Below are 15,600 nucleotides of genomic sequence, written 5' to 3'. Positions count from 1 at the left end.
GAGGAGGACTCGCGAGCCGGGGTGGACATGAACGTCGTCTGCACCGATGCCGGGGAGCTCGTCGAGGTCCAGGGGACCGCCGAGGGCGCCGCGTTCGGTCGGGACACCCTCGACGCGATGCTCGATTCCGCGCAGGCCGGCTGCGAGCGGCTGTTCGCCCTGCAGCGCGAGGCGCTGGCGGCCCCCTACCCGGGTGCGCTCCCGACGCCCGCGCTCGCGCGGTCCCAGGGGCGGTAGCGGTGACCGTGCGGCTGCTCGTGGCCAGCCGGAACGCCAAGAAGCTGGCCGAGCTGCGCCGCGTGCTGGAGGCGGAGGGGATCGTCGGGATCGAGCCGATCGGCCTGGACGAGGTGCCCGGGTTCCCGGAGGAGCCGGAGGACGGCGCCACCTTCGCCGAGAACGCGCTCATCAAGGCCCGGTCGGGAGCCCGGGCGACCGGGCTGCCGTGCCTGGCCGACGACTCGGGGCTCGCGGTGGACGCCCTGAACGGGATGCCCGGCGTGCTCTCCGCGCGCTGGGCCGGCCGGCACGGCGACGACGCGGCGAACAACGCGCTCCTGCTGGCGCAGCTCGCCGACGTCCCCGACGACCGCCGCGGCGCGGCGTTCGTGTCCGCCTGCGCGCTGGTCGGCCCGGGTGTGCCCGGCACGGCGACTGGTCGGGCGCCCGGCCCGGCGCCCGGCCCGGCGCCCGGCCCGGCGCCCAGCCCGGCGGACGGGGTGGCCCACGGCGAGACGGTCGCTGAGGGGCGCTGGCCGGGCAGCGTGTTGCGCGGGCCCCGCGGGAAGGGCGGGTTCGGCTACGACCCGGTCTTCCTCCCCGACGGCACGGACCGCGCGGCCGCCGAGCTCACGCCGGGGGAGAAGGACGCGGCGTCCCACCGCGGCCGCGCACTGCGCGCGCTCGTGCCGGCGTTGCGGGAGCTCGCCGCCCTCGGCTGACGTCAGACCGCGTACTGCGCCCGGACGTCCCGGGTCCGGATGTGCTCGAACCAGAACGACAGGAACGGGATGGTCCCCGCCAGCGCGGTGAGCAGGGTCCGCACCGCGGGCCAGCGGGCCTTGATGGCCAGGTCGAGGGTCATGAACAGGTAGAGGATGTAGAAGACGCCGTGGGCCTGCCCGATGTAGGTGAACCAGTCGGGGGCGTCGGACGAGCTGTCCAGGATCAGGTACTTGTAGACCATCTCGGCGGTGAGGACCAGGAGCCACACGCCGGTGATCCAGGCCAGGACCCGGTACCGGGTGAGGGCCCCGCGGATCCTTCCGTCGGGATCCGGCGTGCGGTCGTCGGTGTGCGTGGTGGCTGCGGCGGTCATGTGGCGGGCTTCTCCTGGTGGGTGCCGTCGGCCCGGTCCTTCCGGGCGAGCTCGGCGAGATATGCGTTGTAGGCGTCCAGGCCCTCGTCCCGGGCCCCCTCGTCGCGGGCGGGCCGACGAGTCGGCAGCAGGTCGGAGGGGATCTCCGTCACGACGGGACCGCGGCGCCGGCCGGTTTGGTTCGTCCCGGCGGTCGGCGCGGTTCCGGACGGGCGGTCGACCTCGTCGTCGTCGTCCCGCTCCTCGCCCCGGACCCGCGCGGCATGGCCACCCACGGCGCCGTCCGTGGCGGAGATGCGGTCGGCCTCCTCGGCCTCCATGCGCACGTACTTCACGTAGGCGTAGACGAGGAACCCGGCGAGGAACGGCCACATGAACGTGTACCCGAGGTTCTGCACGGTCCCCGTGGCCTCCCGGTACCGGGCGAGCTGCCACAGCCCCATCCCCAGGCAGAAGATCGCGCCCAGGGTGACGAACGCGATCCACGCGGGGCGATGCCTGACCCTGGTCGACGCCGACTCGCCGGACGCGGTGGCGCTTCCGGTCGCGGGGGAACCCAGGGTGTCGGACACGCCTCCACGGTACCGCCGACCTCCGGGTAAACTCACCTCGCCCGGTACCCCCGGGTGACGCGCCCGTGGCGGAATTGGCAGACGCGCTGGATTTAGGTTCCAGTGTCTACGGACGTGGGAGTTCAAGTCTCCCCGGGCGCACCCCTGTCGTATGCGTGGTGCATCCTTCGCGGTGGGATATCCGATCTCTACGCGGTGGGGAGGCCAGCGATGGGCGAGGTGGTAGCCGTCGTCTCGAGAGCACAGGCGGAGAGGGGTCGTACGGAACCCCTGAATCGGGAGAGTCAGTTCATCGCTGTCCGCTCGCTGCCTGAGAACGAGGACGTCATCAGGCACATGTTCGGTGACCTGGTTGTCACGGGCGGGGACGCCGACCCGTACGACCGACGGATCCTGCCTCACGTCAACAAGGCCTGGTACCCCCCCGCGTTCAGGTTCGGCGCGTACAAGGGGCTTGTCCAACAGAACGTGAAGCGGGGCGACTGGATGATTCTCTCCCCACTCGGTCTGATCCACCGTTACAGCCCCGAGCAGTTCGAGGTCGAGTGGTTCATCACGGGCACCGTCTCCGAGCCTCGTGTTTCCGGCGCCATCAACCGCGACCACCTGCCCCCGAGGTCGAAGTGGCAGAAGCCGGAGATCGACAACCTCCCTCCGAAGTCCGAGTGGCCGAGGACCTACTGGAGGGAAGACGGGTAGTCGACGTCCGGGTGCGCCGGGCGGGATCTAGAGCTCGCGCGGCAGTGAGGGGGGAGCGCCGTCCTCGGCGTCCGGGTTGGCGACGTAGTGCATGATGCTGGCGACGAGTCCGCCCCAGATCACGAGCAGGAACAGCACCATCATGATGAGCGCGGGAGCGTCCATGACTCAGGCCTCCTTCGGGGAGCGGGTGGGTGCCGGGGTCGCGGCGGGTCGGGTGAGGCCCTCTTCGTAGGTGTAGTCGCTCGGATCGTCGTCGACGGAGGGAGGGCCGTCGAGTTGCCGGGATCCGCGCCACGGCAGTGCGGACAGGATCACCGAGAGAACGAGGACGGTGGCGAGCATGCCCCACCCCCAGACCCCGAGCACGGCGGCGTCGTAGCCCTCGTAGGGCTCGTTGATGAGCTCGATGATGGTCGTGATGAGCGCGTACGCCAGGACGATCGGGGTGAGGACGGCCAGGCAGAAGAGCCAGAACGTCCCGACCTTCCAGGAGGAGACCGAGTTGAGGTGGTCGCGCAGCTGCGGCCCGAGTCGCAGGACGAACATCACCGAGCACAGGGCGATGAGCGCGATGCCGACGATCCCGAGGTTGTTGGAGAACTTGTCCATGATGTCGAGGTTCTGCAGGCCCTGCTCGGTGGGCATGAGCACGAGCGAGATCACGGCCATCGGGACGCCGATCGCCAGGGTCGCGACGGTGCGCGAGCCGCCGATCTTGTCCTGGAAGGAGGAGATCACCACCTCGACGATCGAGATGAGCGAGGTGAGGCCGGCCAGGATGAGGCAGATGAAGAAGACCACGCCCCAGATCGGCCCGCCGGGCATCTGCGAGATGAGGGCGGGGAAGGCGATGAACGCCAGCCCCGGACCGCCGCCGACGTCATCCCATCCGGCGCCGGCCGAGGTGGAGACGAGGAAGCCCAGGGTGGCGAACACGCCGATGCCGGCCAGGACCTCGAACGCGGAATTGGAGAAGCCGACCACCAGGCCGGAGCTGGTGAGGTTGGTCTTGCGCTTGAGATACGAGGAGTAGGTGAGCATGATGCCGAAGCCGACGGAGAGCGAGAAGAAGATCTGCCCGTAGGCGGCGATCCACACGCTCGGCTCGGTGAGCACGGCCCAGTTCGGGGTGAAGAACTTGTTGAGCCCCTCCATCGCGCCGTCGAGGAACAGCGAGCGGATGACGAGCGCCGCGAAGAGCACGACGAGCAGGGGCACGAACACCAGCGCGGTGCCGCCGATCCCCTTCTGGACGCCGGCGAGCAGGACGCCGAGCGTGATCACCCAGACCGCGACGAGCACGATGGCGATCATCGGGACGAAGTCCACCCCGAAGCCGCTGCCCATCTTGAGGAAGTCCTCGAGGAAGAAGGTCGCGGACTCCTCGTACGTCTGGCCCCAGCGCTGGTCCAGCGAGAACCAGGCGTAGCACGCCGCCCAGCCGATGATCACCGCGTAGTAGACGGCGATCACAAAGGCGACGAGGACCTGGATCCATCCGATCGGCTCGGCGAACCGGTTCATCCGCCGGAAGCTCAGCGGTGCGGACCCGCGGAAGCGGTGGCCGATGGCGTAGTCGAAGAACAACAGCGGTAGACCCGCCGTGAGCAGCGCCACCAGGTAGGGGATGAGGAACGCGCCGCCCCCGTTGTCGTAGGCGACAAACGGGAAGCGCCAGATGTTGCCGAGGCCGACGGCGGAACCGATGGCGGCAAAGACGAAGACGGACCGTCGGGAGAAGGTCTCCCGTGGTCGCGTCCCGGCCTTGGCGGCGGGTGTGGTCATGACGTCCTCCTAGAGGGGGAGACTCAGTGCTCCGGGCAGCCGATCTACTACTTGTAGTCGGCCAGTTGCCGTTTGGTGACCGATTCGACGCAAGTACTGTATCGCGCGGTGTGACTGGTGGGGCTAGGTTGAATTCATGAGAACAGGTGGCGCGGGTCGGGGGATCGTGCGGGGGGCGCTGGCGACCGCTCTCGCCGTGATGATGGCGGGGGCCGCGACGGTCGTCGCGGTGCCGACGGGGGCCGCCCCGGCGGTGACCGGCCCCGCGGTCCCCACCCCGGCGGAGGTGGTGCGCGAGACCGGCTCGTGGATCTCGCACGGATACACGCTCGAGTTGCGGCCCGACGGGACGGGCGAGTTCGCGGCGTGGGTCGGCGCGTACGACGGCACGGCGATCCGGCTGCGGCTCATCCCCGCCCCGGGCCCCGCGACGGTCGCCGAGGTGACCGCGGTCGAGACGATCGGCGAGGGCGGCTTGGCTACGGACGAGGTCCCGGGGGTCGGCGGTCTGGTGACGCTCGCGTTCGGCGACGCGGTGCGCACGGCGCACGTCGAATGGTCGTCCGGGCCGCGGAGGCTGACCGCCGATCTCTGTCCCGCCGGGGGGCTCGACGCCGCCCAGATGGCCGCGCTCCGCTGCGGCGCGTGACGGCGGGGGCCGGGCGCGACACGCCGGGGCCGGCGCCGATTCCCCTGGGCATCGTATAACGATTGGATAACGGCCCCGCCTGGCAAACCTGAGGCCCCCCTCACCTGTGAAGATGAGGAGGCCATCATGTCCTGTTGTGATGAGCGTCACGCCTCGCGGCCCGGGCGCGACCCCGAACAGGTCGGTCGTACCCCATCAAGCTGAGGACTCCCTCAAGTTTCTGTGGCAGTCTGTGCGCTGCGCCGGACCAGTCACTGGTTCGGCACAGATGTCCCTGACGCAAGTGCCAAGGAGTTCCCCACGTGACGATCGACGACCGCGACCTCACCCCCCGCCCGCTCGAGACCGGAGATGCGGCCCGCCGCCGGACCAGCCCTCTCGCGGACGAACTCCGTGAGGGCACCGCCTACGCGCTGGCCTTCGGTGGCCAGGGGATCGCGTGGCGTGACGCGTTGAGCGACCTGATCGACGGAACGGGGATCGGCCCCGAACTCCAGGACCTCGTCGACTCCTCCGTCGCGCTCACGGAGCCGGTCCACGACGAGATCGCGGTGGTCCGGACCCACGGCTTCCGGCCCATCGAGTGGGCCAACACCACCACGGGCGAGGACGAGGATCACGGCCATCTCCCGGACGACGCCTCGCTCTCCTCCGCGGCGGTCTCGCTACCGGCGGTTCTCCTCACCCAGATCGGTGCGATCCGCGCGCTGGCGGCGGAGGGTTTCGACGTCAACGACACCGCCCCCGCCGCCGTCGTGGGTCACTCGCAGGGGATCCTGGCCGTCGAGTCGGTCCAGACCTTCGGCTCGATCGACGACCGGCTCCTCGCGGTGGCCGAGCTCATCGGTGCGGCCGCCACCCTGGTCGGGCGCCGGGTCGGCCTCTTCCGCCGCGGCGAGTCCAGCCCCATGGTGGGCGTGTCGGGGATCGACGGCGAGGAGTTGCGGGCCCTGGTCGAGGAGTTGTTTTCCGGGGTCGACCCCTCCCTCCGGCCCTCGGTCTCCATCCGCAACGCCCAGCGCCGCCACGTCGTGGTGGGCCGGCCGACCGACCTCGAGGACCTGCGGAGTCACTGCGCCGACCTCGAGGCGGAGTCGCGCCGTCGGCGCGAGGCCAAACTCACCGGCGGCGAGATCTTCGCCCCCGTATTCGATCCGCTGGACGTGGAGGTGGGCTTCCACCATCCGGCCATGGCGCCGGCCGTGGACGTCGTCTACCACTGGGCCGGCCGCTGCGGCCTCGACGCCGAGCGCGCGGCCTCGCTGGCCCGCGAGGTCTTCACCGAACCGGTCGACTGGGTCGAGGAGATGGCGGAGACGCTTCACGCCGGCGCCGACTGGATCCTCGACATGGGGCCGGGCGAGGCCCTGACCCGCCTCAACCGCTCCGTGGTCCGCGGACAGGGCGTCGGCGTGGTGGCCGCGGCCACCCGCGGCGGGCTGCGGAACCTCTTCACCCCGGGCGCGACGCCGGAGATCGAGCGTCCGTGGACGGCCTATCAGCCGCAGCTGATCTCCCTCCCCGACGGCAGCGTCCACGTGGAGACCTCGTTCACGCGCCTCACCGGCTGCTCCCCGATCCTGCTGGCCGGGATGACCCCGACCACCGTCGACCCCGAGATCGTCGCCGCCGCGGCCAACGCGGGCCACTGGGCGGAACTCGCAGGCGGCGGCCAGGTCACCGAGGCGATCTTCGCCGAGAACACCCGGCGCCTGGCCGAGCTCCTCGAGCCCGGTCGCAGCGCCCAGTTCAACTCGCTCTTCCTCGACCCGTACCTGTGGAAGCTCCAGGTGGGTGGCAAGCGCCTCGTGCAGCGGGCCCGCGCCGCGGGTATCCCGTTCGACGGCGTGATCGTCACCGCCGGCATCCCCGAGCTGGACGAGTCCGTGGCCCTCATCTCCGAGCTAACCGAGGCCGGGCTGCGCCACGTCAGCTTCAAGCCGGGCACCGTCGCGCAGATCCGCCAGGTCGTGCGGATCGCCGCCGAGGTTCCGCACATGCCGGTGATCGTCCAGGTTGAGGGCGGCCGCGCGGGTGGCCACCACTCGTGGGAGGACCTCGACGACCTCCTGCTGGCCACCTACCCTATGCTGCGCGACCGGCCCAACGTGGTCCTGTGCGTGGGCGGCGGGATCGGCACCCCGGAGCGGGCCGCCGACTACCTCACCGGCTCGTGGGCCAACGCCCACGGCTACCCGGCCATGCCCGTCGACGGCATCCTCGTGGGCACCGCCGCCATGGCCACCCTCGAGGCCACCACCAGCCCCCAGGTCAAGCAGCTCCTGGTGGACACCGTGGGCGTGGACCACTGGGTCGGCGCGGGCCACGCCGAGGGCGGCATGGCCTCCGGCCGCAGCCAGCTCGGCGCCGACATCCACGAGATCGACAACACCGCCGCCCGCACCGGTCGGCTGCTGGACGAGGTCGCCGGTGACGCCGACGCTGTGGCCGCGCGCCGCGACGAGATCATCGCCGCGATCAACGGCACCGCCAAGCCCTACTTCGGTGACCTCGAGTCCATGACCTACGAGCAGTGGCTGCGCCGCTTCGCCGAGCTCTCGGCCGCGCCCGACTCGGCGCCCGACTCCGCCGCCTCCGTGTGGCTCGATCCCACCATCCGCGACCGCTTCCACCGCATGGTGCAGCGCACCGAGGCCCGCCTCGATTCCGTCGACACCGGGCGCATCCTCTCGGCCTTCCCGCGCGTCGAGGCGATGGAGCGCCCGGCCGAGGTCGTCCGGACCCTCGCCGCCCGCTACCCCGAGCTGGCCACGGCCACGCTGCACCCCGCCGACGCGATCGAGTTCCTCGACATCTGCCGGCTGCCCGGCAAGCCCGTGCCGTTCGTGCCGGTCATCGACGGGGACGTGCGCCGCTGGTGGCGCTCGGACTCCCTGTGGCAGGCCCACGACGCCCGCTACGACGCCGACGCCGTGTGCGTCATCCCCGGCACGACCGCGGTCGCCGGGATCACCCGCGTCGACGAGCCGGTCGGCGAGCTGCTCGACCGCTTCGAGAGCGCCACGGCCGACCGCGTCCGCGGCTACCTGCCCTCCACCGAGGCCGTCAGCGGTCGCCGCCGGGGCACCGTGACCACCGCACAGGGCCCGGTCGCGGACGTCCTCAACGCCCCCGACGTCTCGTGGGCGGGCCGGCTCGTGGTGAGCCCGGTCCACCGCCTGGGCGTGCTCCACGCCTGGGAGATCGATGCCGAGGGCGTCGGCCGCCACCCGGTCACCGGCGCCGTGCTCACCCCGGCCGCCGACGGCCGGACCGTCGACCTGACGCTGCCGATCGGCCCGTCCGAGATGACCATCACCATCGCCCTCGGCCAGTCCGTGGCCACCGGCGCCGCGCCGGTCGTGACCGACGAGGCCGCCGAGTCGGCCATGCGCACCCTGCTCGCCACCGCGGCGGGGGTCGGGCGCAGCGGCGCCGGCGGCGCCGTGATCGACTCGCTTCCCGAGGTCGACGGCGGGGTCGCGACCGCCCGCTTCACGTTTGATCCCACCCTCGCCTCCGACCACACCGGCGTCACGGCCGGCAGCCTGCCCACCTCGCTCATCGCCTCGGACGGCGTGCCGGACGCCCTCGTGGGCGCCGCGTGGCCGGCCGTGTTCGCGGTGCTCGGCCAGGCCCGCCGCCCGGGCGGCGCCGGGACCGTGGTCGAGGGGCTGCTCGACCTGGTCCACCTGGACCACGGTGTCCGCATGCACGCGGCGCTGCCGCAGTCCACGACCGACCTCGCCGTCGTCGCCCGGTCGGGCGGGGTCCGCGACACCGACCTCGGCCGCGTGGTGGAGGTGTCCGTCGAGGTCGCCACGGTCGCCGCGGACGGCGCCCGCGCCCCGCTGTGCACCCTGTCCGAGCGGTTCGCCATCCGCGGCCGCACCGGCCGCGCCGAGGTGGGGGACCCCCGCCCGGCCGGCGGGGCGCTCGTCACCCCGTCGGGAGGGGCCGTCGAGCCCGCCGGGACGTCGCGCCAGCTGCGGGTGTCCACCACGCTCACCGCGCCGCACGACATGACCGCCTTCGCGCTGGTCTCCGGCGACCACAACCCGATCCACGTCTCCGACACCGCGGCCGACCTGGCAGGGCTGGGCGGCGTGATCGTCCACGGCATGTGGCTCTCGGCAGCCGCCCAGCACGCGGTCCAGTCCTCGGACGGCAAGACCCCCGCCCTGCGGATCGCCGGCTGGACCGCCCGCATGCTCGCCCCGGTCCGCCCCGGCGACCACATCACGGTCCGCGCCGTCCAGACCGGCCGCCACTCAGGCGGCCAGGTCCTCGAGGTCACGTGCACGGTCGACGGCGCCACCGTCATGGCGGCCACCGCCCTGACCGAGGCCCCGCGCACCGTCTACGCCTTCCCGGGCCAGGGCATCCAGGCCAAGGGGATGGGCATGGAGGGCCGCACCCGCTGCCCGGCCGCCCGTGAGGTCTGGGACCGCGCCGACACGCACACCCGCGAGGCCCTCGGCTTCTCGATCCTGGCGCTCGTCCGGGAGAACCCCACCGAGGTGACCGTCCGCGGCACCGTCCACCGGCACCCCGACGGCGTGCTCTACCTCACGCAGTTCACCCAGGTCGCCATGGCGTGCCTTGCGGTGGCGCAGCGCGCCGAGCTCGAGGCCGACGGCCTGTTCTCGGCCGACGCCTACTTCGCCGGCCACTCGATCGGGGAGTACGACGCCCTGGCCGCCATCTCCGGCGTGCTCGAGCTCGAGCCGCTCCTGGAGATCGTCTTCCAGCGCGGATCGACCATGCACCAGCTGGTCCCGCGTGACGCGCAGGGGCGCTCCGACTACCGCATGGCCGCGATCCGCCCCTCGCAGATGGGGATCTCGGACGACGAGGTGGTGGACTGGGTCGCCCGGGTGGCGCGCGAGTCCGGCGAGTTCATCGAGATCGTCAACTACAACCTCGCCGGCTCCCAGTACGCGCTCGCCGGCACCGTCGCCGGCTGCGACGCGCTGGAGAAGGCCGTGACGCGCGAGCTCGAGGTCTCGGGCGGCAAGAACGCCTTCATCCTGGTGCCGGGCATCGACGTCCCGTTCCACTCCACCGTCCTGCGCGGCGGGGTCCCGGACTTCCGGGCCACCCTCGACGCGCTGATCCCGCACGACATCGACATCTCGGTGCTCGTGGGCCGGTACATCCCCAACCTCGTGCCGCGACTGTTCAGCCTCGAGCGGGACTTCGTGCAGGAGATCGCCGACCTCGTGCCCGCCGAGGCGCTGGCCGACGTGCTGGCCAACTGGGACGCCTGGTCGGCCACGCCCGTGCGCCTCGGACGGCTGCTGCTCGTGGAGCTGCTGGCCTGGCAGTTCGCCAGCCCGGTCCGCTGGATCGAGACCCAGGAGCTGCTCTTTACGCCCGTAGAGCGCGGTGGACTCGGCATCGAGTGCTTCATCGAGGTCGGCGTGGCCAACGCCCCGACCGTGGCGAACCTCGCCTCCAAGACCCTCGACCTGCCCACGCACCGGGGCCCCCGCGCCCAGGTGATCAACGTCGAGCGCGACTCCGCGACGTTGTACGGCACCCTGCCGCCCAGCGTGGAGGTCGACGACGACGACTCGGTGGACGCCACCGGGTCCTCCACCCCGGCCGCCGACTCGGCGGCCCCCACAGACCCCGCACCGGCCGTCAACACCCCCGGCACGGCCGGTGCGGACCGATCAGAAAGCGCGGCTCCGGCCGCGACCGCCGCCCCCGGCGCGCCCCGCCCGGACGACCTGACCTTCGGCGCCCCCGCGGCCACCCGCATGCTGGTGGCCCTGCGTACCAAGGTCCGTCCCGAGCAGATCGCGGCGGGCGACTCCATCGAGACGCTGTGCGACGGCGTCTCCTCGCGCCGCAACCAGCTGCTGCTGGACCTGGGCACCGAACTGAGCCTGGGCGCCATCGACGGCGCGGCGGAGGCGGACTTCCCGACCCTGGCGGACCAGGTCTCGCGACTGGCCCGCGGGTACGCCCCCTTCGGACCCGTCCTGTCCGACGCGGTCGGCGAGGCGCTGCGCGCGGTCCTCGGCCGGACCGGCAAGCGGGCCGCCTACATCACCGAGCGGGTGACCGGCCCCTGGGAGCTCGGCACCGGCTGGGCGCAGCACGTCACCGCCGAGATCGCCCTCGGCACCCGTGACGGGGCCTCGGTCCGGGGCGGCGACCTGGCCACCCTCGACGCCGCCGGCGTCAAGGACGCGTCCGGTCTGGACGCGCTCATCGACGCGGCCGTCCGGTCCGTCGGCGCGGCCAACGGCGTGGCCGTGGCCATGCCGTCCTCGGGAGCCGGCGGCGGCGGGGTCGTGGACTCCGCGGCGCTGACCGAGCTCGCCGACGGCCTCACCGGCCCGGACGGTGTCCTCGCGGAGGCCGCCCGCGGCCTGCTCACCCGCCTCGGGCACCTCGAGCCGGACGCGGTCGACCTGCTGGCCGAGGCCGACCCCGACTCCGAGCTCGCCGACCTCGTGGCCGCCGAGCTCGGCACCGACTGGCGCCGCGTGGTGGCACCGGCCTTCGACGCCGCCCGCGCCGTCCTCATGGACGACCGCTGGGCCTCGGCGCGGGAGGACCTGGCCCGCCTGTGGACGCGAACCGACGTCCCGACCGACTCCGCGGAGTCCTTCCGCGGCGCCGGCGAGATCGTCGCCGAGCAGGCGCGCTGGTGGGCGGCCCGGGCGACCGGCGCCCGCCGCGACGCCCTGGCGAGCGCCTACCGGGAGATCTCCGAGGTCGCCGCCGAGGAGTTCGTCGGCGAGTACGCGGGCGACGTCGCCGTCGTCACCGGCGCCGGCAAGGGCTCCATCGCCGCCGCCGTCACCGCGCGCCTCCTGGCGGGCGGGGCCACCGTGGTGGCCACCACCTCCACCCTGGACCAGGCCAAGCTGGCCTTCTTCAAGGACCTCTACCGCTCCCACGCCCGCGGCGGCGCCGCGCTGTGGGTCCTGCCGGCCAACCTCACCTCGTACTCGGACGTCGACGCTCTCGTGGAGTGGGTCGGATCCGAGCACGCCGAGTCGGCCGGTGGCCAGACCACCGTGCTCAAGCCGGCGCTCACCCCGACGCTGCTCTTCCCGTTTGCCGCACCCCGGGTCCAGGGCTCGATGGCCGACGCCGGCCCGCGGGCCGAGACCGAGATGCGTGTCCTGCTGTGGGGCGTGGAGAAGCTCGTCGCCGGGCTCGGCGCGATCGGCGCCGACACCGACGTCGACTCCCGACTGCACGTGGTCCTGCCGGGCTCGCCCAACCGGGGCATCTTCGGCGGCGACGGCGCGTACGGCGAGGCCAAGGCCGCGCTCGACGCCGTGATGGCCAAGTGGGGCTCCGAGAAGTCCTGGTCCGAGCGCGTGACGTTCGTCCACGCGATCATCGGCTGGGTCCGGGGCACCGGGCTCATGGGCCACAACGACCCGCTCGTCGAGGCCGTCGAGGCCGCGGGCGTGACCACCTGGTCCACCGCCGGGATCGCCGCCGAGTTGCTGCACTCGTGCACGCCGTCCGTCCGGAAGGCCGCCGGTGACGCCCCCGTCACCGTCGACCTCACCGGCGGGCTCGGCACCGCGAACCTGGACATGGCCGCCCTCGCGGCGGACCGGCCGGCCGCGTCGACCGAGACCGGTACAGAGGACGCCGACGGGACCATCGCCGCGCTGCCGTCGCTGCAGACCGTCACCGCGGACGAGCGCCCGGAGTGGGGCGAGGTCACGCAGGACCTCGAGGACATGGTCGTGATCGTCGGCGCCGGCGAGGTCGGCCCCTACGGCAGCGCCCGCACCCGCTTCGAGGTGGAGACCACCGGCGAGCTCAGCGCCGCCGGAGTGGTCGAGCTGGCCTGGTCGACCGGGCTCATCGAGTGGGAGGACTCGCCGCGCGCCGGCTGGGTGGTCGCCGGGACCGGTGACCCGATCGACGAGGCCGACATCGCGGAGCGCTTCGGAGACGAGGTCCTGGCCCGGGTGGGCGTGCGCACGTACGCCGACGACGCCCGCGCCGAGATGATCGGCAACACCGCTCCGCAGCTCACCTCGGTGTTCCTGCCGGAGGACCTGTCCTTCGTGGTGGACGACGAGGCCCAGGCTCGCGGCTACCTCGCGGACGACCCGGAGAACACCGTGGTCACCCGGAGCGACGACGGCGAGTGGACCGTCACCCGCAAGGCCGGCACCGAGATCCGGGTGCCGCGCCGCGCCGCGCTCACCCGCGTGGTCGGTGGGCAGATCCCCACCGGCTTCGACCCGACCGCGTGGGGCATCCCCGCGGACATGGTCTCCGGGATCGACAGGGTGGCGGCGTGGAACCTCGTGGCCACCGTCGACGCGTTCATCTCCTCCGGATTCACCCCGGCCGAGCTGCTGGCCCACGTGCACCCGGCCGACGTCGCCAACACGCAGGGCACCGGCATGGGCGGCATGACCAGCATGAGGTCGCTGTACATCGACGGCATCCTCGGCCGCAGCCGCGCCAACGACACGCTGCAGGAGGCCCTGCCCAACGTGGTGGCCGCGCATGTCATGCAGTCCTACGTCGGCGGTTACGGCTCGATGGTCCACCCGGTGGCGGCCTGCGCCACCACCGCGGTGAGCGTCGAGGAGGGCTTCGACAAGATCCGCGCCGGCAAGGCCGAGTTCGTGGTGGCCGGCGGGTTCGACGATCTGTCCACGGAGGGCATCCAGGGCTTCGCCGACATGTCCGCCACGGCCGACTCCGCGGCGATGGCGGCCAAGGGGATCGACGAGCGGCACTACAGCCGGGCCAACGACCGGCGGCGCGGCGGGTTCGTCGAGTCGCAGGGCGGCGGCACCATCCTGCTGGCCCGCGGCGACGTCGCGGCCCGCATGGGGCTGCCGGTCCACGGCGTGGTGGCCTGGGCGGGCTCGTACGCCGACGGCGCGCACACCTCCATCCCCGCACCGGGGCTCGGCGCGCTCGGGGCCGGCCGCGGCGGCAGGCGGTCGCCGCTGGCCCGCGGCCTGGCCGAGCTCGGGCTGACGGCCGACGACCTGGCCGTGGTGAGCAAGCACGACACCTCGACCAAGGCCAACGACCCCAACGAGTCGGACCTGCACGAGCGGCTCGCGGCGGCCATCGGCCGCTCGGACGGCAACCCGCTGTTCGTGGTGTCGCAGAAGTCGCTCACCGGGCACGCGAAGGGCGGGGCGGCCGCGTTCCAGCTCATCGGCCTCACCCAGATGCTGCGCTCGGGGACCCTGCCCCCGAACCGGGCCCTGGACTGCGTCGACGACGTCCTCGACCGGCACCGCCACCTGGTGTGGCTGCGGGAGGCGCTGCAGCTGGGCGGGGAGTTCCCGCTCAGGGCAGGCCTGCTCACCTCGCTCGGCTTCGGCCACGTGTCCGGCCTCATCGCCGTGACGCACCCAGAGGCGTTCCACCGCGCGGTAGCGGCGTCCCTCGGCGAACAGGAGTCGGAGCGGATCCGCCTGGCCGCGGTCGAGCGGGAGCGGGCGGGCACCCGCCTCCGGACCAGCGGCATCTACGGCGGCGAGTCCCTCTACAGCCGTCCGGAGTCGCGCCGGCTGGGCGAGGGGTCGGCCGATGAGGTCAAGGAGCGCGAGGCCGCGGTGCTGCTGGACCCGGCCGCGCGGATCGACGCCGACGGCGTGCTTGCGGCCGCCGCGACCGCGGAGAACGCCGGGCGGTGACGTCCGGGGTGCGGGGCGTCGGGGTCGACACTGTCGACCTCGGCGCCTTCGCCGCATCCCTGGCCGAGCCGGGGACCCGGATGGCCAGGGCGTTCTCGGCCACCGAGCGGAGGCAGTGCCGCGAACGCGCCGAGGCCCGCGGGGCGTCGGCGACCCCCGCCGTCCCCGACGACAGGTTGTCCCGTCACCTGGCCGGGCGGTGGGCCGTCAAGGAGGCCGTGGTCAAGGCGTGGTCGGCCGCCCTGTACGGGTCGCCGCCTCCGATCCCGCCCGACCTGCTGCGCTGGGCCGAGATCGAGACCGTCTGCGACGCGTGGGGCCGGCCATCGGTGCGACTCGGCGGAGAGGTGGCCCGCCAGGTCGCCGCCACGGTGGGGCCCGACGCCCGCTGGCACGTCTCGCTCAGCCACGACGGCGGCTCGGCGGTGGCGTTCGTGGTGCTCGAGACCCCGGCCGGCGGCGGGCCCGAGGAGATCAGCCTGCCTGGGCTTCCTTCTCCGCGAGCCACAGATACGCGGTGAGCATGCGCTTGAGCTCGGTGACGGTGGCGTCGTGGATGTCCTCGCCGACGGCGGATCCCGCACTCACCGTGCCCCCAGCGACCGTGCCTGCAGCGATCGTGCCTGCACCGGCGGAGGCCGAGGTGGCGTTGCCCGTACTGACGGAGAAGTTGAGCATCGAGTAGGCCACGTGCACCAGCACCTCGGCCATGAACGCGCGGCGCTCCCGCTCGGTGGCGGGCATGAGGGGGGCGAGCACGCTGGCGATCATCCGGGCGATCTCACGCTCGTTCACCGCGGCCGTGGCCCGGGTGGCCGGGGTGGCCTGCGTCGCCAGCCACACCGCGCGCCTCGACGGGTCGCGCAACCACAGGTCGGCCAAGTGGTCGAGGAAGTCGTTGAGCAACTCCGGCCA

General features: G+C 72.9%; 9 protein-coding genes, 1 tRNA gene and 2 pseudogenes. 7 read left to right on the top strand and 5 right to left on the bottom strand.

Translation table 11 applies throughout. The features are described 5' to 3' along the window. Both rph and B4M60_RS08360 read left to right on the top strand, forming a co-directional pair. Positions 1-237: pseudogene (gene rph / locus B4M60_RS08365) on the top strand (ribonuclease PH); the annotation flags it as partial. Positions 238-239: 2 nt separating this feature from the next. Then, positions 240-941, top strand: a complete 702-nt coding sequence (locus B4M60_RS08360) for a non-canonical purine NTP pyrophosphatase (RefSeq protein WP_291082162.1) — start codon at positions 240-242, stop codon at positions 939-941. A 2-nt stretch (positions 942-943) separates the two neighbouring features. On the opposite strand, the gene B4M60_RS08355 is transcribed toward B4M60_RS08360, so the two are convergent. Both B4M60_RS08355 and B4M60_RS08350 read right to left on the bottom strand, forming a co-directional pair. Then, the gene (locus B4M60_RS08355; RefSeq protein WP_291082159.1) at positions 944-1,318 is read right to left on the bottom strand and encodes a DUF3817 domain-containing protein; all 375 of its coding nucleotides are present in this window, start codon (positions 1,316-1,318) and stop codon (positions 944-946) included. After that, the gene (locus tag B4M60_RS08350) at positions 1,315-1,890 is read right to left on the bottom strand and encodes a hypothetical protein (protein ID WP_291082156.1); all 576 of its coding nucleotides are present in this window, start codon (positions 1,888-1,890) and stop codon (positions 1,315-1,317) included. Before B4M60_RS08350 ends, B4M60_RS08355 begins: the two co-directional genes overlap by 4 nt. A 59-nt stretch (positions 1,891-1,949) precedes the next feature. Here B4M60_RS08350 and B4M60_RS08345 point away from each other — a divergent pair. Both B4M60_RS08345 and B4M60_RS08340 read left to right on the top strand, forming a co-directional pair. Then, positions 1,950-2,031: transfer RNA gene (locus tag B4M60_RS08345), tRNA-Leu, on the top strand. Positions 2,032-2,100: 69 nt separating this feature from the next. After that, a complete protein-coding gene (locus tag B4M60_RS08340) occupies positions 2,101-2,589 on the top strand; it encodes a hypothetical protein (protein WP_291082153.1) in 489 nt (162 codons plus the stop codon). 27 nt (positions 2,590-2,616) lie between these two features. On the opposite strand, the gene B4M60_RS08335 is transcribed toward B4M60_RS08340, so the two are convergent. Continuing rightward, a complete protein-coding gene (locus B4M60_RS08335) occupies positions 2,617-2,754 on the bottom strand; it encodes a methionine/alanine import family NSS transporter small subunit (RefSeq protein WP_291082150.1) in 138 nt (45 codons plus the stop codon). A gap of 3 nt (positions 2,755-2,757) precedes the next feature. Further along, the gene (locus B4M60_RS08330; protein ID WP_291082149.1) at positions 2,758-4,377 is read right to left on the bottom strand and encodes a sodium-dependent transporter; all 1,620 of its coding nucleotides are present in this window, start codon (positions 4,375-4,377) and stop codon (positions 2,758-2,760) included. Between the two features lie 136 nt (positions 4,378-4,513). Here B4M60_RS08330 and B4M60_RS08325 point away from each other — a divergent pair, with 136 nt between their 5' ends. From B4M60_RS08325 to B4M60_RS08315, 3 genes are all read left to right on the top strand, one after another. Then, positions 4,514-5,026, top strand: coding sequence for a hypothetical protein (locus B4M60_RS08325; protein ID WP_291082146.1), 513 nt, complete (start codon positions 4,514-4,516; stop codon positions 5,024-5,026). 302 nt (positions 5,027-5,328) lie between these two features. Continuing rightward, a complete protein-coding gene (locus B4M60_RS08320; protein ID WP_291082144.1) occupies positions 5,329-14,685 on the top strand; it encodes a type I polyketide synthase in 9,357 nt (3,118 codons plus the stop codon). Continuing rightward, on the top strand, positions 14,682-15,206 hold the full coding sequence (locus tag B4M60_RS08315; RefSeq protein WP_291082141.1) for a holo-ACP synthase: 525 nt from the start codon (positions 14,682-14,684) through the stop codon (positions 15,204-15,206). Before B4M60_RS08320 ends, B4M60_RS08315 begins: the two co-directional genes overlap by 4 nt. On the opposite strand, the pseudogene B4M60_RS08310 reads toward B4M60_RS08315, so the two are convergent. Next, positions 15,160-15,600: pseudogene (locus B4M60_RS08310) on the bottom strand (TetR/AcrR family transcriptional regulator); the annotation flags it as partial. The gene B4M60_RS08315 and the pseudogene B4M60_RS08310 overlap by 47 nt on opposite strands.

This window comes from Dietzia sp. UBA5065 (genome assembly GCA_002415925.1).
Classification (GTDB): Bacteria; Actinomycetota; Actinomycetes; order Mycobacteriales; family Mycobacteriaceae; genus Dietzia.
This window is presented reverse-complemented; position numbering and strand designations above follow the sequence as displayed.